Raw genomic sequence first — 16,913 nt, 5'->3', positions numbered from 1 at the left:
GGAAACGAGAAGGCCGCCCTCGCGGGCGGCCTTCGTGCGTTCAGGCTGCTGCGGAGCGCGGGCCTAGATCTTCCGGCCGCCCTCGTGCGCCCACTTCTCCAGCATCTCGGTGGTGACCGACTTCGGCCGCTCGATGGCGTAGCCGAGGCCGCGGTCCCACACGAGGTTGGCGAGCACGCCCAGCGCGCGGCCGACGCCGAAGAGGACCGTGTAGAAGTCCCACTCGCGGACGCCGTAGTACCACTGGATGACGCCCGAGTGCGCGTCCACGTTCGGCCACGGGTTCTTGGTCTTGCCGTGCTCGGTGAGGACGCCCGGCGCCACCTCGTAGATCATGTTCACGAGCTGGAAGAGCGGGTCGTTCGGCAGGTGCTTCTTCGCGAACTCGTTCTGCGCCGTGTAGCGCGGGTCGGTCTTGCGGAGCACCGCGTGGCCGTAGCCCGGGATCACCTGGCCCGAGTTCAGCGTGTCCCAGAGGAACTGCTTCAGCTGCTCCTTCGAGGGCACCTGGTTGTTCAGCTTCTTCATCGTCTGCTGGATCCAGCCGAGCACCTCCTGGTTCGCGAGGCCGTGCAGCGGGCCGGCGAGGCCGTTGATGCCGGCCGAGTAGGAGTAGTACGCGTCGGACAGCGCCGACGCGACCAGGTGCGCGGTGTGGGCCGAGACGTTCCCCGACTCGTGATCCGAGTGGAGGATGAAGTACATGCGGGCCACGTCGTCGTACGGCTTCACCTGCCCGATCATCTTGGCGAAGTTGCCGCCGAGGTCGAGGTTCGGATCCGACGGGATGTGCGTGTCACCCTTGTACTTCATCCGGTAGATGTACGCGGCGAGCACCGGGAGGCGCGCGACCAGCGTCATCGCGTCCTCGTACATCGGGTCCCACATGTCCGTCTTCTTGAGGTTGCCCTCGCCGTAGCGCTTCGCGAACACCGACTCGCGCTGCATCGAGACGATGCCGGCCGAGAACATCGCCATCGGGTGCGAGTCGCGCGGCATGGCGCGGAGCACGTCGATGACGTACTGCGGGAGCGGCTCGCGCTTCTTGAACTCCGCGAAGACCTCCTGCGCCTGCTCCTTGGTCGGGATCTCGCCCGTGAGCAGGAAGTAGAAGAAGCTCTCGACGGTCGGCATCTCGCAGCCCGCGACCACGTGCGCCTTCAGCGCCTCGAAGGTCTCCGGGATCGTCTTGCCGCGGAAGCGGATGCCCTCCTGCGGGTCGAGGTACGAGATGTCGGTGACGAGGCAGCGGACGTCGCGGGCGCCGCCGATCGCCTGGCCGATGTTGACCTTGTCGATCACCACCTCGCCGAACTCCTTGTTCAGCTTCTGGGTCCGCGGGCGGAACGCCTCGATCTTCTGCTTCAGCACCTGCTTCAGCGTGGACTCAGCCATGGTCACTCCGGCCAACTGTCTGAAGGTTTGAGTTGCTTGGAAGTTCGTAACGCGAGGGCCCGAATCCTACTCGCGGGCCCGGGGATGGCGCAAACGGGAAAGGGCCCGTAAGTCGTGGAGCACAAAGGTCTATTTACGTTTTGAAAGGCGCCGGGCGAGCGCCCGGACCGGTCCACTTCAGCCCGCGCGATTGGTCAATGGCGCCGATGTGCGTGGGCAGCGCCCGGCAAATCCTCGGCTTTCGCTCGCAGGCGAACGCGCCGTCCGCCCCGGCTCCGGAGGGCGTGCCGGCGGGCGGGCGCTCGCCGGAGCGCGCAGCGCCGCGACCAAATGCCGCTCGGCGCCGCCCGCGACCGCGGCGTCCCTAGCCGCGGCCCGCCGCCAGGGCGGCGGCGACCTCGGCGGCCACCGCGCCCGAGGCGCGCTTGCGCTCCGGCTCGCCCGGCGCGGCCACCCCGTTCGCGGCCGCGGGGGCCTCCACCGCGGGGGACTCCACGGTTTCTGCAGCCCCCTTGCGCGGCTTCTCGGCGGTCCCGGACCGGCACGTCCGGCACCACGGCTGGTTGCGGATGGCGCCGTCCGCCATGCGCCGCAGGCCGAACTGCGAGAGCGGCCGCATCTTGTGGCACTTCAGGCACATGAGGGTGATGAACACCTCGTTCCCGTCGGCGTCGTAGACCGAGGAGCGGCGCCGCCTCGGCTTCGCGGCGTCGCCGGGCTCCTTCTGCCGGCCGGGAGCCCGCGGCTTGTCGAGCTCGCCCTTCACGATCGCGGGTGCCACCATGACCTTCACGGCCATTCTCGGAACCTCCACCTAGCGGACCCCGTCCCCGGTCGCGCCAGGCCGATCACGGCCACGGGCGCGGGGAAGGGACGGCGAGCGGACCCTAGCCGGCCCCTCTGACACGGGCGGACCGGGGCGGTCCCCGAGGGCCTCGGCGGCCGCCGGCGGGGCGCCCGCGCCTGGCGGGGTGGAATGGTCTGCCCGATGCACCTCGCCCGCGGCGGACCGCGGTGGCGGGCCATTCCGGCCGGCCACCGCCGCCGATCCGGGCAGCCCGCCGCCGCCGCTGCCCGGACCGCCGGCACCCGGCGCCCTGGAGGCTCTCACCGTGATCGCGCACCTGCTCGTCGCCCTCGCCGTCCTGCTCACCGCCGCGAAGCTCGGCGGCGTCCTCGCGGCCCGCCTCGGCCAGCCGCCGGTCCTCGGCGAGCTCCTCGCGGGCGTCGCCCTGGGGGCGCTCCCGTCCGCCGGCGTCCACGGCCTGGAGGGGCTGGCGCACGACCCGGTCCTGGAGGCGCTCGCGGAGCTGGGCGTCGTCCTGCTGCTGTTCGAGGTCGGGCTCTCCACGCGGCTCGCGAGCCTGGTGAAGGTCGGCGCCTCCGCGTTCCTGGTGGCGTGCATCGGCGTGGTGGTGCCGATGGCGCTCGGCTACGGCGTGGGCGCGTGGCTCCTGCCGGAGGCGGGCCCGCTCGCGCACCTGTTCCTCGGGGCGGCGCTCTCCGCCACCAGCGTCGGCATCACCGCCCGCGTGCTGCGCGACATGGGCCGCATCGGCTCGCCGGCCGGGCAGATCATCCTCGGCGCCGCGGTGATCGACGACGTGCTCGGGCTCCTGGTGCTCGCCGTGATGGTGGGCCTGGCGGGCGGCGGGGGCGGCTCCGGGACGCTCGCCGCGCTGGCGGGCGTCGGCGCGAAGGCGGTGGGCTTCCTCGGCGCCGCGCTGGTGGCCGGGCGCTGGGCGGCGCCGCGCCTGTTCGCGGTCGCGGCGCGGCTCCGCGGTCAGGGCGTGCTGTTCACGCTGGCGCTGGTGGTGTGCTTCGGGCTGTCCTGGGCGGCGTCGGCGGTGGAGCTCGCGCCGATCGTGGGCGCGTTCGCGGCGGGGCTGGTGCTGGAGGGCGTGCCGTTCGCCGAGCTGAGCGGCGGCGAGGAGCGGCTCGAGGAGCGCCTCACCCCGCTCGCCGCGGTGCTCGTGCCGCTGTTCTTCGTGCGCATGGGGCTGGCGGTCGATCTCGGCGCGCTGGGCACCGGCTCGCTCGCGCTCGCGGGCGCGCTGTCGGCGGCGGCGATCGCCGGCAAGCAGGCGTGCGCGCTCGCGGTGGTGACGCCGGGGGTGGACCGGCTCGCGGTGGGGCTGGGGATGATCCCGCGCGGCGAGGTGGGGCTCATCTTCGCGAACATCGGCATGTCGCTCGCCGCCGGCGGGCGGCCGCTGCTCGGGCCGGGCGCGTTCGCGGCCATCGTGGCCATGGTGCTCGTCACGACGCTCGTCACGCCGCCGCTGCTCCGCTGGCGGATGGGGACGGCGCCCGCGGCGGCCACGCGGCCCGGACCCACGGTCCGCGCCGCGTGACGTTGGGTCCGTGCCCCGGCGTCCGGCCTCGCCCGTTGGCGGGCGACCGAACGTGCAGCTCGCACGAACAGGCGAGCCCGCATTGGACCGGCGCGCGAGAGTTTGGCAGCATCGTGGGGCCTGGGGGGCAGCGTGGAGCTGGGGTCGCAGCGCGAGGGGAGCGCGCAGCACTCGTCGGAGTACCGGACGGTCGCCGTCTACTGGACGCGCGCCGAGGCGGAGCTCGCCCGCGGCATGCTCGAGGCGGACGGCATCCCCGCCGCGTTCCGCGACGGCGCCGACGCGGCGCTGCTGCCGGGCACCCGCGCGCTGCGCCTCATGGTGCCCGCCATGGACCTCGACCGCTCGCGCGAGCTGCTGGCGACGCCGGAACCGCCGCTGCACGCCGCCGAGCCGCCCGCGCCGGCGGTGCCGGCGCGCGACGGCTGGGGCGTGACCTGGCTGGTGGTGTGGATCGCGGCGTTCGGGCTCGCCGGCGTGTTCGCGCTCGCGCGCGTCCTGCGCTGAGCCGGCGGGCGGCCGCGCTCAGCGGTGGAGCGCCGCGTACGCGACCACCTGCACCGTGCCCACCAGCGCGACCACGGTCGCGGCGGAGATGGCCGGCTTGGCGGTGGCGCGGAACCAGGCGACGAGCCCGGGGAGCGCGAGCGCGAGCCCGAGCACCAGCCCGAGCGGCAGCTGCACGACGCGGAGCTGCAGCGCGCCCAAGGCCATCAGCACCTCGAGGCCGCTCGCCACGAGCGCGATGGTGGCGAGCACGCGGCCGCCGGTCGCGAAGAGCAGGGCGGAACCGGCGAGGGCGACGAACGCGAGCAGGGTGTGGAGCGGCATGGCCGGCGTTCTTACGCCCGCCGCGCGGCGCGGGCAAGGAAGCGGCCGGCCCCGGACGGCACGCCCACACCCGCGCACCGCCGGTGCGGCGGCGCGCGGGCGGCGCGGTCGGACGCCGTCAGGCGCGCTGCACGAGCTGCCGGAGCACGTACTGCATGATGCCGCCGTGCCGGTAGTACTCGACCTCGATGGGCGTGTCGATCCGCACCGTGACCGGGACCTCCTCGCGCGCACCGCCGGCGCGGTGGATGACGAGGCGGGCCGCCTGCCGCGGCGCGAGCCCCTCGGAGATGCCGAGCAGGTCGAAGGTCTCGCTGCCGTCGAGCTTCAGCGTCGCCGCCGACACGCCCTCCGGCAGCTGCACCGGGAGCACGCCCATGCCCACCAGGTTGGAGCGGTGGATGCGCTCGAAGCTCCGCGCCGCCACGAAGCGGATGCCGAGGAGCATCGGCCCCTTCGCCGCCCAGTCGCGCGAGCTGCCGGTGCCGTACTCCTGGCCGGCCACCACGCACAGCGGGACGCCCTCGCGCGCGTACTGCACGGCGGCGTCGTGGATGGGCTGCTGCGCCCCGTCGGGCTGGTGGCGCGTCACCCCGCCCTCCACGCCGGGCACCATCAGGTTCTTCACCCGCACGTTCGCGAACGTGCCGCGCACCATGACGTGGTCGTTGCCGCGGCGCGCGCCGTAGCTGTTGAAGTCGGCCACCGACACGCCCAGCGACTGGAGGTACTTGCCCGCCGGCGAGGACGGCTTGATCGAGCCGGCCGGGCTGATGTGGTCGGTGGTGACCGAGTCGCCGAAGATCGCGAGCGGCCGCGCGCCGGCGATCTCGCGGATGGTGCCCGCCGACAGGCCGAAGCCCTCGAAGTAGGGCGGCTGCTGGATGTAGGTGGACTCCGGGTTCCACTCGTACAGCTTGCCGCCGCGCACCGGCAGCGCGTTCCAGCGGTCGTTCTGCGAGAACCCGGCGTAGTTCTGCCGGTACTGCTCCGGATCCGCCGCCGCGCCGCGGAGCGCCTCCACCTCCTCGAGGGTGGGCCACACGTCGCGCAGGTACACCGGCTTCCCGTCCTTGCCGGTGCCGAGCGGCTCCTGCTCGAGGTCGATGTCCACCGTGCCGGCGATGGCGAACGCCACCACCAGCGGCGGGCTCATCAGGAAGTTGGCCTTGATGGACTGGTGCACCCGGGCCTCGAAGTTCCGGTTGCCCGACAGCACCGCCGCGCCCACCAGGTCGCGCTCGGTGAGCAGCTTCTCGATGCGCCCGTCGAGCGGCCCGGAGTTGCCGATGCAGGTGGTGCAGCCGTAGCCGACGACGTTGAAGCCGAGCGCGTCGAGGTCCTTCTGCAGCCCGGTGCGCTCGAGGTACCGCGAGACCACGCGCGACCCGGGGCCGAACGAGGTCTTCACGGTGGGCTTCACCGCGAGCCCCTTCGCCACCGCCTTGCGGGCGAGCAGGCCGGCCGCGAGCATGACGCTCGGGTTGGAGGTGTTGGTGCAGGAGGTGATGGCGGCGATGAGCACGTCGCCGTGCCCGACCTCCACGTCGCCGTCGGCGAGGCGCGGCACCAGCCCCACCGGATCCGGCGTGGGGCGGTTGTTCATCATCTCCGTCTCGCTGAGCGTGCTGGTGTTCTTCCGCCGGCCGTCCGGCGCGCTGTCCGGGTCCTGCAGGCCGCCGCCGGGGCGCGTCTGGCCGCTCGGCGCCGACGGCAGGCGGTGGCGCTGGCCCAGCTCGGCGGCCGGCTTGCCGTAGCCGGTGGCGTCCGCGCGCGAGAACAGCTCGCGGAAGGTCTGCTTCAGCGCGGGCAGCTCGATGCGGTCCTGCGGGCGCTTCGGCCCGGCCACCGCCGGGCGCACGCTGCCCAGGTCGAGCTCGATCACCTCCGAGTAGTCCACCTCGCCGGGGCGCGGGATGCGCAGCATGCCCTGCGCCGCGTAGTAGGCGCGGAACGTGTCCACGACCTCCTTCGGCCGGCCGGTCTGCTCGAGGTAGCGGAGCGACTGCTCGTCGGGCGGGAAGAAGCCCATGGTGGCGCCGTACTCCGGCGCCATGTTCGACAGCGTGGCGCGCTCCGGCACCGGCAGCGTCTCGGCGCCGGCGCCGAAGAACTCGACGAACTTGCCGACCACCCGGGCCTTGCGGAGCACCTCGGTGACGCGCAGCACGAGGTCGGTGGCGGTGACGCCCTCGCGGAGCGCGCCCGTCAGGTGCACGCCCACGACGTCGGGGGTGAGGAAGTACGTCGGCTGCCCGAGCATGGCCGCCTCGGCCTCGATGCCGCCCACGCCCCAGGCCACGATGCCGAGGCCGTTCACCATCGGCGTGTGCGAGTCGGTGCCGACCAGCGTGTCCGGGTAGTACACCCCGTCCTTCTCCAGCACGCCCTTCGCCAGGAACTCGAGGTTGACCTGGTGGCAGATGCCCATGCCGGGCGGGACGATGCGCAGCCGCTCGAACGCCTGCGTGCCCCACTTCAGGAACTCGTAGCGCGCCACGTTCCGGTCGAACTCGAGGTCCATGTTCCAGCGGAGCGCCTCGGGCGACGCGAACGCGTCCACCTGCACCGAGTGGTCCACCACCAGGTCCACCGGGACGATGGGCTCGACGATCATCGGGTCCTTGCCGAGCTTCGCGACCGCCGCGCGCATGGCGGCGAGGTCCACGAGGAGCGGCACCCCGGTGAAGTCCTGCAGCAGCACCCGGCCGACGACGAACGGGACCTCGCGGGTGCGCTCCGCCCGCGGCTTCCACTGCGCGAGCGCGCGCACGTCCTCCTCGGTGACGCGCTGCCCGTCCGCGTTGCGGGCGAGCGACTCGAGCACGACGCGCAGCGAGACGGGGAGCCGCGAGATGGGGCCGAACCCCTTGCGCTCCAGCGCGGGCAGCGAGACGAGCTTGCCGGTCCGGCCGGGGCCGAGATCGAAGGGGGTGACGACGCCGAGGAAATCGTTCATGGGTGCGAGGCCTCCGGTGGCAGGCTACTTATTGCCGCGCCGCGCCGAAGCAAGCAAAGAGGTTCCGGCCTGCACCCGGGGTGGCGCGTCAGGAGACCGCATGCCCGTCCCGTCCCAGCTCTACCGCCCCTCGCTCGCGCTCCTCACCGACTACTACGAGCTGACCATGGCCTACGCGGCCTGGAAGAGCGGCGCGGCGGCGAAGCAGGCCTCGTTCACGCTCTCGTTCCGGTCGAACCCGTTCCACGGTGGGTTCACGGTGGCGGCGGGGCTCGAGCACGCCATGGACCTGGTGGCCCACCTGCGCTTCTCCGACGAGGACCTCGCATGGCTGGCGACGCAGGCCGGCGCCGACGGCGCGCCGCTGTTCGAGGCCGGCTTCCTCGACGCCCTCCGCGCGCTCGAGGTGGACGTGGACGTGGACGCGGTGCCGGAGGGGACGGTGGTGTTCCCCACCGAGCCGCTGGTGCGCGTCACCGGGCCGGTGATCCCGTGCATGCTGCTCGAGACGCCGCTGCTCGCGGTGGTGAACTTCCAGACGCTCGTCGCCACCAAGGCCGCGCGGGTGTGCCTCGCGGCCGGCGGGGACCCGGTGCTCGAGTTCGGGCTGCGGCGCGCGCAGGGCATCGACGGCGGGCTGGCCGCGAGCCGCGCCGCGTACGTGGGCGGCTGCGCCGCCACCTCGAACACGCTGGCCGCGCGGCTCTACGGGATCCCGGGGAAGGGGACCCACGCGCACTCCTGGGTGATGCTGCACGCGGGCGAGCGCGAGGCGTTCCTGGAGTACGCGAAGGCGATGCCGGCGAACTGCGTGTTCCTGGTGGACACCTACGGCAGCCTCGACGGCATCCGGAACGCGGTCGAGGTGGGGCGCTGGCTGCGGGAGCGCGGGCACGAGCTGCTCGGCGTGCGCCTCGACTCCGGCGACCTCGCCTGGCTGTCGATCCAGGCGCGGCGCATGCTCGACGAGGCGGGCTTCCCGCGCGCGGCGGTGTACGCGTCCAACGAGCTCGACGAGATCATCATCCAGAGCCTGAAGGACCAGGGCGCGCGCATCGGGGTGTGGGGCGTCGGCACGCGGCTCGTCACCGGCCAGGACGACGGCGCGCTGGGCGGGGTGTACAAGCTCGGCGCGGTCCGCGCGTCGGCGGACGCGCGCTGGGAGCCCCGGGTGAAGGTCTCGGAGCAGGCGGCCAAGACCACCATCCCCGGCCTCCTGCAGGTGCGCCGGTTCTCCGGCCCGCAGGGCTTCCTCGCCGACGTGGTCTACGACGAGCTCACCGGCCTGCCGGCGTCGCCGGTGATGGTGGACCCGCTCGACCCGACGCGCCGCCGCCAGCTCGCGGAGGGCACGCCGGCCGAGGACCTGCTCGTCCCGGTGTTCCGCGGCGGGCGGCAGGTCTACGCGCCGCCGCCGCTCGCCGCGGTGCGGGCGCGCACGCAGGCGCAGCTCGCCCGGTTCCACGCCGGCGTGAAGCGGTTCGTGAACCCGCACCAGTTCCCGGTGGGGCTGGAGCGCGGCCTCCACGACCTGCGCACCGAGCTGGTGCTGGCGGCGCGCGGCGCGCCGGCGTAGGAGGGAGGGCGCATGGCACCCCCGGCCCTCACCATCCGCCCCGCCGCGTTCCCCGCCGACCTCGAGGCCGTCCGCGCGCTGTTCCGCGAGTACGAGCAGGGGGTGGACGCGGCGGTGTGCTTCCAGGGCTTCGAGCAGGAGCTCGCCGCGCTCGCGGAGCGCTACGCGCCGCCGGACGGGTGCGTGCTGCTCGCGCTCGACGGGGACGTGCCGGTCGGCTGCGCGGCGCTGCGCCGCCTCGACGCGACCACCGCCGAGGCGCGGCGGCTCTGGCTGCGCCCGTCCGCCCGCGGCCGCGGGGCGGGCGGCGCGCTGGTGCTGCGGCTCGGCGAGGCCGCCCGGGCCGCGGGGTACCGCGCCATCCGGCTCGAGACGCTGCCCGACAAGATGGAGACCGCGCTCGCCCTCTACCGCCGGCTCGGGTTCCGCGAGATCGCCCCGTACCCCGCGCACCCGGTGGCGGGCGCGGTCTACATGGAGCTCGCGCTCCGCTAGCCGCCGTCCCCGCCGGCGCGCAGCGGCTTCGTCATCCGGATCGCGTCCCAGCGCTCGCCGGTGCTGCGGGGGAAGGCCCGGCGGAGCACGGCCGTCTGCGCGAAGCCGTGCTTCGCGTACAGCGCGCGGGCGGCGGTGTTGTGCGGGAAGACGTGCAGCACCAGCTCCCGCGCGCCGGCGGCGCGCGCCCAGCCCACCGCGGCCCGCACCAGCGCGTCCCCCACGCCCTGGCGGCGGCTGCCGGAGGCGACGAGCATGCCGAGCTGCGGCAGCGTCCGGCCCACCAGCATCGCCAACCCGGCCGGCGGCGCGCCCGCCCCGGCCTCGGCCAGGAGCAGCGTCCCCTCGCCGGTCCCGAGCAGCGCCTCCCAGCCGCGGCGCACCTCGCGGCGGTCCACCGGCGGCTCGGTCGCGAGCCAGCGGCGCTCGGCGCACACCGCCGCGAACAGGTCGAGGCAGGCGTCCAGGTCCGCGGGCTCGAGCCGCCGCACGCGCATGTCTCCAGGGTAGGCGACGGCCGCCGGTTGCGCGACACCCGGTCCGGCCCGCCCGCCGCCGTGCGCGCTCGCGGCCAGCCGTTTCGGGGTAGGGTAGCGCCGATGCGCGCTCCGAACCCGTGGACCGTGGTCCCCGCCGCCGACCACGCGCGATACCTGGGCCCGGAGGGCCTGGACCTCCGCTCGACGCTCGACGCCCTCTTCCAGGAGGCCTACCTCTCGGCCCAGCCGGACCGGCTGCTGGTGGTGGGCTGCGCCACCGGCGACGGCCTGGAGCACGTGGACCCGTCGGTCACCGCGCGCGTGGTGGGCCTCGACGTCAACCTCCAGTACCTCGCCATCGCGCGGCAGCGGTTCTTCCACCTCGGGCCGCGCCTCGAGCTGTACTGCGCCGACGCGGAGGCCTGGCGCGCGCCGCCCGGCACGTTCGACCTCGTCCACGCCGCGCTGGTGCTGGAGTACCTGCACCCGGAGCCGCTGGTGCGGCGCATCGCCGGCTGGCTCGCCGACGGCGGCACCTGCTCGATCGTCCTGCGCCTGCCGGGCGGCGAGGCGCCCGAGCCCCCCTCCCAGGCGCTGCGCCTCATCGAGCGCGCCGCCCGGCCGGTGGTGCCCGAGGAGCTGGTGCGCCTGTTCGAGCACTACGGGCTGCCGCTCCGGCGGCAGCGCGTGGTCCAGGCGCCCGGCGGCGCGAGCCTCTGGGCCGGCGCCTTCGGGCGCGCCGAGGCCCGCGCGAAATAACCGGCCGGGGCGTGCGTAAGCTCGCGGAGGAGGCCGAACGATGCTCTGCCCGTACTGCCGCACCGAGAACGCGCCCGGCGCGACCCGCTGCGCCGCCTGCACGAGCTGGATGGTGGGCCGCCCGCCGTTCCGCGAGTGGACCCGCGCCCGCGAGGGCAGGATGATCGCGGGCGTCGCGCGCGGGCTCGCCAACCGCTTCGGCGTGCCGTGCGCCGCGATCCGCCTCGCGTTCCTGCTCTCCGTCGTGCTGGGCGGCTGGGGGATCGTGGTCTACGTGGCGCTCTGGATCGCCATGCCCGAGGAGCCGCTCCTGCTCCCGCCGCACGCGCCGCGCGAGGACGCGCGGCCCGCGCCGAGCGGCTGGGGCGCCTGACGCGGGCGCCGGCTACTTCAGGCGCCCGAGCAGCCGCAGGATCCCGTCCAGGAACGTGATCGGGTGGGGCGGGCAGCCGGGGACGTAGAGGTCCACCGGGATCCCGTCGAGCGCGGCCGCGGCGCCGCCGCAGGTCACCGGGCTGCCCGCGAACGGCCCGCCGGAGATGGCGCAGGCCCCGACCGCGATCACGATGCGCGGCGCGGGCACCGCCTCCCAGGTCTGCCGCAGCGCGAGCCGCATGTTCTCGGTCACCGGCCCGGTGACCACGATCCCGTCCGCGTGGCGCGGCGAGGCCACGAACTGCACGCCGAAGCGGCCCACGTCGAACTGGATGTTGCCGGACGCGTTCAGCTCCGCCTCGCAGCCGCTGCAGCCGCCGGCCGAGACCTGCCGGAGCTTGAGCGAGCGGCCCAGCACCCGCCGGAGCTCCTGGTCGAGCGCCTCGGCGAGCACCGGCGCGTCGCGCGACACCACCAGCGCCTCGCGCGAGCGGGCCGCGAGGCGGTGGTCGCCGGTGAAGCGCAGCGCGCCCGGCGGGCACGCGGCCGCGCAGTCGCCGCAGAACGTGCAGCGGCCCAGGTCCACCCGCATCGCCGCGGTGCCGGGATCGAGGATGGCGTCGGTGGGGCACGCCTCGACGCAGGCGGCGCAGCCGGCCTCGCAGCGCGACGGGTCCACCACCGGCCGGCCCCGGAACCGCGCCGGGAAGCGCGGCGGGCCGTCGGGGAAGGCGACGGTCTGGTTCCCGTAGCCGAGCCGGAACTTCAGGATGTCGATCACAGGTCGTGCCCCGCGTAGGAGAGGTTGAAGCTCTTGTTGCAGAGCGGGAAGTCTGAGATCTGGCCGTCGCGGAGCGCCATGGCGAGCCCGAACCAGTTGTGGAAGGACGGGTCCTTCACCTTGTAGGCGCCGAGCCGCCCCTGCGCGTCGGTGACCGCGACGTGGGCGATCTCCCCGCGCCAGCCCTCCACCATCGAGACCACCAGCGCGCCGGGCGCCAGCGGCCCGGGCGCCGCGCGCGACGGGCCGCCGGGCAGCCGCTCCAGCTGGTCGAGCACGAACTCGACGCTCCGCTCGGACTCGAGCAGCCGCATGAGCGCGCGGGCCAGCACGTCGCCGTTCTCGGCGGTGGTGACCGCCACGTGGGAGAAGCGGTAGATGCCGAACGCGTGGTCGCGGCGGACGTCGCGGTCCACGCCGCTCGCGCGCGCGGCCGGCCCGACCATCCCGAGCTCCTGCGCCAGCGCGGTGGGGACGGTGCCGGTGCCCTCGAACCGGGCGCGCACCGAGGGCGACTCGAACATGAGCGACGCCGCGCGCCGGGTCTTCTCCCAGGCCGCGCGGACGCGGGCCGCCAGCGCGCGCGCCGCCTCCGCGTCGAGGTCGTGCTTCACGCCGCCCGGGCAGACCAGGCTGCGCCCGAAGCGGTTGCCGCAGATCTCCGCCACCGCGTTCAGGTACTCGGCGCGGAGCGCGCCGCAGTACGAGGCCGTGGGCAGGAAGCCCACGTCGCCGGCCAGCGCGCCCAGGTCGCCCACGTGGTTCGCGACCCGCTCCAGCTCGAGCCCGATCCCGCGCAGCGACATGGCGCGCGCGGTCGGCGCCATCCCGGAGAGCGACTCGATCGCCTTCGCGTAGGCGAGCCCGTGGCCCACCGCGGTGTCGCCGGCGATCGACTCGGCGAGCGCCATGGAGCGCCGGTCCGGCCCGCCGCGCAGGAGCCGCTCCACCCCGCGGTGCTGGTACCCGAGCACGATCTCGAGGTGGAACACGCGCTCGCCGTGGCACTGGAAGCGGAAGTGGCCCGGCTCGATGATGCCCGCGTGCACCGGCCCCACCGCGACCTCGTGCACCTCCTCGCCCTCGACGCGGAAGAACGGGTACTCGCCGGGGAGGGTGGCGCGCGGGTCCGCGCGGCCGAACGGATCCGGCGCCTCGCGCCGGGGCGGCTCGAAGCGGAGCGGCTTCAGCCAGGGGTGGCCCTCGGGGCGCAGCCCCCACTGCTCCGCCAGCTCGCGCTCGAACGCCTGCGCCGCCGGCAGCTCGGCCGCGATCGACGGGAACGCGTCCGCGGCGCGGGTGGCGAGCAGCGCCAGGCGGCCCTCCGGGTCGTCCGCCAGCACCGCGGTGACGAGCACGCCGCCCTCGCCGTCCTCGCGCCCGAACAGCGCGGCGAGGCGCCCGCCGCCGCGGTGCGCGGCGAGCACGATCTCCTTGAAGCGGGCCGGCTCGTGCACCGGCACCGCGCGCGCGTCCACCGGCTCGCCGTTCCAGGTCTCGAGGACGTCGCTGGCGCGGGGCGCGGGCCCCTGTCCCGCGCTCGCGGTCGTGGTCCGGGCCATCACCAGCCTCCCCCGACGAGCGCCGCCGCGGCGCCGAACAGGTCCTTCAGCCCCGCCGGCAGGAACACGCCCAGCGCCAGCACCACCAGCATGAGCGCGAGCGGCGGCCCGGCGGTCAGCCAGCTGTCGCCGGTGCCGGGCACGCGCGGCGCGTCGGACGGGTCGCCCTGCACCACGTCGAGCACCGTCGCGGCCATGCCCACGAAGATCACCGCCAGGAACGCGAGGAACAGCCCGCCCACCCAGTAGCGCCCGGCGCCGAACGCGCCGTTCACGATGGCGAACTCGCTGAAGAACGGCCCGAACGGCGGCGAGCCGGTGATGGCGAGGAAGCCGGCCAGGAACAGCGGCCCGGAGAGCGGCAGCCGCCGCCCGGCGCCGTGCACCTCGTCGGTGGACTTCGAGCCGAAGGCGCGGTGGATGTTGCCGGCCGACAGGAACAGCACGCCCTTGGTCAGGCCGTTGTTCATGGTGTGGAAGAACGCGCCGGCGGTGGCGGCGCCGCCCAGCGACACGCCGATGGCGAGGATGCCCATGTGCTCGACGCTGGAGTACGCGAGCATGCGCTTGAAGTCGCGCTGGCCCACCACGAACACCGCCGCGAGGCCGATGGAGAGCAGCCCGAGCGCCATGAGCGCGTCGCGCGCGAACGCGCCCTCGCCCGCGGCGATGGTCACCTGGAACACGCGCACCACCGAGACGAACGCGAAGTTGGTGAGCCCGCCGGCGAGCAGCGCCCCGAGGATGCCCGGCGCCTCGCCGTACGCGTCGGGCTTCCAGGAGTGCAGCGGCGCGAGGCCCATCTTCGTGCCGTAGCCCACCAGCAGGAACACGAACGCCGCCCGCACCCAGGGGCGCGACAGCGCGCCGCCCGCCGCGAGCAGGTCCTCGACCAGCAGCGACTTCGGGCCGCCCGGGCCCGCCCCGGCGAGCGCCAGGAAGAACGTGCCGAGCAGGGCCAGCGCGATGCCGAGCGAGCCGATGAGCAGGTACTTCCAGGCGGCCTCGAGCGAGCGGGCGTTCTGGTTGAAGTAGATGAGCGGCGCGGTCGAGAGCGTGCTCGCCTCCATGGCCACCCAGGTCAGGCCGAGGTGGTGCGAGAGCGCCACCGTGGTCATGGCCGAGAGCAGCACCAGCAGGCCGCCCACGAACACGCGGTTGTCGCGGTCGGCGCGGCGGGCGAGGTAGCCCTGCGCGTACACCGCCGAGGCGAGGAACAGCGCGGTGGCGGTGAGCAGCGTGACGCGCGCGAGCGGGTCGAAGGCGAGCCAGGCGCCCTCGCGGGCGGGCGGCGGGGCGGCGAGCAGCGCCAGGACGCCGGCGGCGTGGACCAGCGCGCCGGCGAGGAGCACCAGCGGCCGGCGCCGGGCGGAGGGCATCGCGAACGCGACCAGCGCGAGCGCGAGCGGGGCGGCGATGAGGAGCACCATGCGCGGTCAGTCCTTCAGCGCCGAGAGCTTCTCGGTGTCGAGCGAGGCGAACTCGCGGTTGATGTGGAACATGACGATGCCCATGACGAACACGGCCGCGAAGAGGTCGAGCAGCACGCCCGCCTCCACCATCACCGGCATGATCCCGGTGAGCAGCAGGCCGAAGACGTAGACGCCGTTCTCCAGCACCAGGAAGCCCAGCACCTGGTTGACGGCCTTCCGGCGCGAGACCACCAGCAGCATCCCGGACCACACCGTGGAGAGGGCGGTGGGCACGAGGTACGGGTGCGCCTCGCCGCCCGGGAGCGGCAGGCGGCTCGAGAACGCGAACGCGAGCGCCACCCCGATGCCGCCCAGCACCATCGACGGGACGAAGCCGACGATGGGCTCCATCTCGCGGCGGATGGAGGCCTCGCGGATGGCGCGGAACATGAGCCAGGGGATGAGCGCGCCCTTGATGGCGAGCGCCCCGGCCGCGAGCAGCAGCACGTGGCCGACCTGGTGGCCGCCCTCCAGCAGCAGCAGCGGCAGGGCGGCGAGCAGCGCGCCCTGCGTGGCGACCGCGCGGATGGCGGCGCCGAGCCGGCTCGAGGCGAGCAGGAAGAAGTCGATGACGACGACGAGGATGAAGACGAGGTCGGTGAGGGAGGTCACGGGGTCACCGGAGCAGGAGGACCAGCGCGAAGGCGGACAGCACCGAGGCGCCCACCAGGAGCTGCGGCACGCGCACGATGCGGAGCCGGGCCATCACCGACTCGACCACGCCCACCGCCACCGCGAACGCGAGCACGCCCAGGAGGAACAGCGCCTCCGAGGCGAGCGCGCCGGCGCCGTGGCCGAGCACCAGGCGGGAGAGCAGGGCGCCGAACAGGAACAGCTTCATGGCCGCGCCGTAGAGGATGAGCGCCAGGTCGGGCCCGCCGTGGTCGAGCACCATCACCTCGTGGATCATGGTGAGCTCGAGGTGCGTGTTGGGGTCGTCCACCGGGATGCGCGAGCACTCGGCCAGCGCCACCACGAACAGGCCGATGGCGGCGAGCAGCAGGCCCGGCGCGGCCGACGACCAGGCGGCGTCGAGGTCCGGGCCGAGCATGCCGGAGAGCGAGAGCGAGCCGGTGGCGCGCGCCAGCACCAGCAGGCAGAGGAACAGCGCCGGCTCGGCCAGGCTCGCGAACGTCACCTCGCGCGCGGCGCCCATGCCCTCGAACGACGAGCCGGTGTCGAGCGCGGCCAGCGCGGTGAAGAACCGGCCCAGGCCGAGCAGGTAGGCGAACAGGACGAAGTCGCCGGCGAACGCGATGGGCGCGGGGGCGCCGCCCATGGAGAGGAGCAGGCCGGCGGAGGCGGTGGCCGCGAGGCCGATCACCGGGCCGGCGCGGAACACCCAGGTGGTGGTCCGGCTGTAGACCGCGCCCTTGCGCAGCAGCTTGGCGAGGTCGAGGTACGGCTGGAGCAGCGGCGGGCCGCGGCGACCGCCGAAGATCGACTTCACGCGGTTGATCACGCCGAGCAGCAGCGGCGGGAGGACGAGCAGCGCGACCACGTGCAGGGCGGTGCGCAGGACCATGGGCGCGTTCACCACGCGAACCCCCAGGCGAGGACGGCGAGGAGCGTCAGGAGCACGAGCAGCATCTGGAAGTGGATCCGGCGGAGGTAGAGGAGGCGCGCGCGCTCGGCGAGCCAGCCGTACGCGCGCGCCGCCGGGAGGAGGGCGAGGTCGAGGACGGTGTCCGGGACCGCGGTGGCGAACGGCGCCGCCGCGGGGAAGGGCCCCTCCAGCCGCGGCTCGGTGCGCCGCGGGAAGATGGCCCAGGTGAAGCGCGCCAGCAGCAGCGCGGCGAGCGACGAGCCGGTGTACTGCATGCGCGCGGTCGGCGCGGCGAAGCCGCAGCCCCAGGTCGGCTGGGCGGGCGCGGT

16 protein-coding genes and 1 pseudogene are annotated in these 16,913 nt (G+C 74.5%); 6 read left to right on the top strand and 11 right to left on the bottom strand.

Translation table 11 applies throughout. From position 1 onward, the window contains the following. Positions 1-63 precede the first annotated feature (63 nt). Both PSR1_RS13755 and PSR1_RS13750 read right to left on the bottom strand, forming a co-directional pair. A complete protein-coding gene (locus tag PSR1_RS13755) occupies positions 64-1,395 on the bottom strand; it encodes a citrate (Si)-synthase (RefSeq protein WP_059438095.1) in 1,332 nt (443 codons plus the stop codon). Between the two features lie 364 nt (positions 1,396-1,759). After that, positions 1,760-2,194 (bottom strand): hypothetical protein, encoded by a 435-nt coding sequence (locus tag PSR1_RS13750; RefSeq protein WP_059438093.1) that lies wholly within the window; start codon positions 2,192-2,194, stop codon positions 1,760-1,762. A 313-nt stretch (positions 2,195-2,507) separates the two neighbouring features. On the opposite strand from PSR1_RS13750, the gene PSR1_RS13745 reads away from it, so the two are divergent. Next, on the top strand, positions 2,508-3,749 hold the full coding sequence (locus PSR1_RS13745; protein WP_059438092.1) for a cation:proton antiporter: 1,242 nt from the start codon (positions 2,508-2,510) through the stop codon (positions 3,747-3,749). Between the two features lie 132 nt (positions 3,750-3,881). After that, positions 3,882-4,256, top strand: a complete 375-nt coding sequence (locus tag PSR1_RS13740) for a DUF2007 domain-containing protein (protein ID WP_059438091.1) — start codon at positions 3,882-3,884, stop codon at positions 4,254-4,256. Between the two features lie 18 nt (positions 4,257-4,274). On the opposite strand, the gene PSR1_RS13735 is transcribed toward PSR1_RS13740, so the two are convergent. Together PSR1_RS13735 and PSR1_RS13730 are read right to left on the bottom strand one after the other, a co-directional pair. After that, positions 4,275-4,580 (bottom strand): hypothetical protein, encoded by a 306-nt coding sequence (locus PSR1_RS13735; RefSeq protein WP_011422714.1) that lies wholly within the window; start codon positions 4,578-4,580, stop codon positions 4,275-4,277. Between the two features lie 118 nt (positions 4,581-4,698). Further along, positions 4,699-7,539 (bottom strand): aconitate hydratase, encoded by a 2,841-nt coding sequence (locus tag PSR1_RS13730; protein ID WP_059438090.1) that lies wholly within the window; start codon positions 7,537-7,539, stop codon positions 4,699-4,701. 100 nt (positions 7,540-7,639) lie between these two features. On the opposite strand from PSR1_RS13730, the gene PSR1_RS13725 reads away from it, so the two are divergent. Then, on the top strand, positions 7,640-9,115 hold the full coding sequence (locus PSR1_RS13725; protein WP_059438089.1) for a nicotinate phosphoribosyltransferase: 1,476 nt from the start codon (positions 7,640-7,642) through the stop codon (positions 9,113-9,115). A gap of 12 nt (positions 9,116-9,127) precedes the next feature. Beyond that, entirely contained in the window at positions 9,128-9,610 is a 483-nt protein-coding gene (locus PSR1_RS13720) for a GNAT family N-acetyltransferase (RefSeq protein ID WP_059438088.1), read from the top strand. Here PSR1_RS13720 and PSR1_RS13715 read toward each other — a convergent pair. Beyond that, positions 9,607-10,107, bottom strand: coding sequence for a GNAT family N-acetyltransferase (locus tag PSR1_RS13715; RefSeq protein ID WP_059438087.1), 501 nt, complete (start codon positions 10,105-10,107; stop codon positions 9,607-9,609). The genes PSR1_RS13720 and PSR1_RS13715 overlap by 4 nt on opposite strands. 102 nt (positions 10,108-10,209) lie before the next feature. Here PSR1_RS13715 and PSR1_RS13710 point away from each other — a divergent pair, with 102 nt between their 5' ends. Then, entirely contained in the window at positions 10,210-10,848 is a 639-nt protein-coding gene (locus PSR1_RS13710; RefSeq protein ID WP_059438086.1) for a class I SAM-dependent methyltransferase, read from the top strand. A gap of 40 nt (positions 10,849-10,888) precedes the next feature. Further along, positions 10,889-11,221, top strand: a complete 333-nt coding sequence (locus PSR1_RS13705) for a PspC domain-containing protein (RefSeq protein ID WP_059438085.1) — start codon at positions 10,889-10,891, stop codon at positions 11,219-11,221. Positions 11,222-11,233: 12 nt separating this feature from the next. On the opposite strand, the gene PSR1_RS13700 is transcribed toward PSR1_RS13705, so the two are convergent. The 6 genes and pseudogenes from PSR1_RS13700 to PSR1_RS13675 all read right to left on the bottom strand — a co-directional run. Beyond that, entirely contained in the window at positions 11,234-12,004 is a 771-nt protein-coding gene (locus PSR1_RS13700; protein WP_059438084.1) for a 4Fe-4S binding protein, read from the bottom strand. Further along, complete coding sequence (locus tag PSR1_RS13695) at positions 12,001-13,566, bottom strand: NADH-quinone oxidoreductase subunit C (protein WP_059438083.1); 1,566 nt, start codon at positions 13,564-13,566, stop codon at positions 12,001-12,003. The genes PSR1_RS13700 and PSR1_RS13695 overlap by 4 nt, the downstream gene beginning before the upstream one ends. Then, positions 13,566-14,996 carry a proton-conducting transporter membrane subunit gene (locus PSR1_RS13690; RefSeq protein WP_059438082.1) on the bottom strand — a complete coding sequence of 477 codons (1,431 nt, stop codon included), beginning with the start codon at positions 14,994-14,996 and terminating at the stop codon, positions 13,566-13,568. The genes PSR1_RS13695 and PSR1_RS13690 overlap by 1 nt, the downstream gene beginning before the upstream one ends. A 6-nt stretch (positions 14,997-15,002) precedes the next feature. Further along, positions 15,003-15,650, bottom strand: a complete 648-nt coding sequence (locus PSR1_RS13685; protein WP_059438081.1) for a hydrogenase — start codon at positions 15,648-15,650, stop codon at positions 15,003-15,005. Positions 15,651-15,654: 4 nt separating this feature from the next. Continuing rightward, the gene (locus PSR1_RS13680) at positions 15,655-16,563 is read right to left on the bottom strand and encodes a respiratory chain complex I subunit 1 family protein (protein ID WP_059438094.1); all 909 of its coding nucleotides are present in this window, start codon (positions 16,561-16,563) and stop codon (positions 15,655-15,657) included. Positions 16,564-16,571: 8 nt separating this feature from the next. Further along, positions 16,572-16,913 (bottom strand): annotated as a pseudogene (locus tag PSR1_RS13675) (oxidoreductase); the annotation flags it as partial.

This window comes from Anaeromyxobacter sp. PSR-1 (assembly GCF_000964525.1).
Classification (GTDB): Bacteria; Myxococcota; Myxococcia; order Myxococcales; family Anaeromyxobacteraceae; genus Anaeromyxobacter.
This window is presented reverse-complemented; position numbering and strand designations above follow the sequence as displayed.

Excerpts from the sequence above, each read along its gene's own strand:
- PSR1_RS13755 (WP_059438095.1), bottom strand. The coding sequence starts at position 1,395 with ATGGCTGAGTCCACGCTGAAGCAGGTGCTGAAGCAGAAGATCGAGGCG.
- PSR1_RS13750 (WP_059438093.1), bottom strand. The coding sequence starts at position 2,194 with ATGGCCGTGAAGGTCATGGTGGCACCCGCGATCGTGAAGGGCGAGCTC.
- PSR1_RS13735 (WP_011422714.1), bottom strand. The coding sequence starts at position 4,580 with ATGCCGCTCCACACCCTGCTCGCGTTCGTCGCCCTCGCCGGTTCCGCC.
- PSR1_RS13730 (WP_059438090.1), bottom strand. The coding sequence starts at position 7,539 with ATGAACGATTTCCTCGGCGTCGTCACCCCCTTCGATCTCGGCCCCGGC.
- PSR1_RS13725 (WP_059438089.1), top strand. The coding sequence starts at position 7,640 with ATGCCCGTCCCGTCCCAGCTCTACCGCCCCTCGCTCGCGCTCCTCACC.
- PSR1_RS13720 (WP_059438088.1), top strand. The coding sequence starts at position 9,128 with ATGGCACCCCCGGCCCTCACCATCCGCCCCGCCGCGTTCCCCGCCGAC.
- PSR1_RS13715 (WP_059438087.1), bottom strand. The coding sequence starts at position 10,107 with ATGCGCGTGCGGCGGCTCGAGCCCGCGGACCTGGACGCCTGCCTCGAC.
- PSR1_RS13710 (WP_059438086.1), top strand. The coding sequence starts at position 10,210 with ATGCGCGCTCCGAACCCGTGGACCGTGGTCCCCGCCGCCGACCACGCG.
- PSR1_RS13705 (WP_059438085.1), top strand. The coding sequence starts at position 10,889 with ATGCTCTGCCCGTACTGCCGCACCGAGAACGCGCCCGGCGCGACCCGC.
- PSR1_RS13695 (WP_059438083.1), bottom strand. The coding sequence starts at position 13,566 with ATGGCCCGGACCACGACCGCGAGCGCGGGACAGGGGCCCGCGCCCCGC.
- PSR1_RS13690 (WP_059438082.1), bottom strand. The coding sequence starts at position 14,996 with ATGGTGCTCCTCATCGCCGCCCCGCTCGCGCTCGCGCTGGTCGCGTTC.
- PSR1_RS13680 (WP_059438094.1), bottom strand. The coding sequence starts at position 16,563 with ATGGTCCTGCGCACCGCCCTGCACGTGGTCGCGCTGCTCGTCCTCCCG.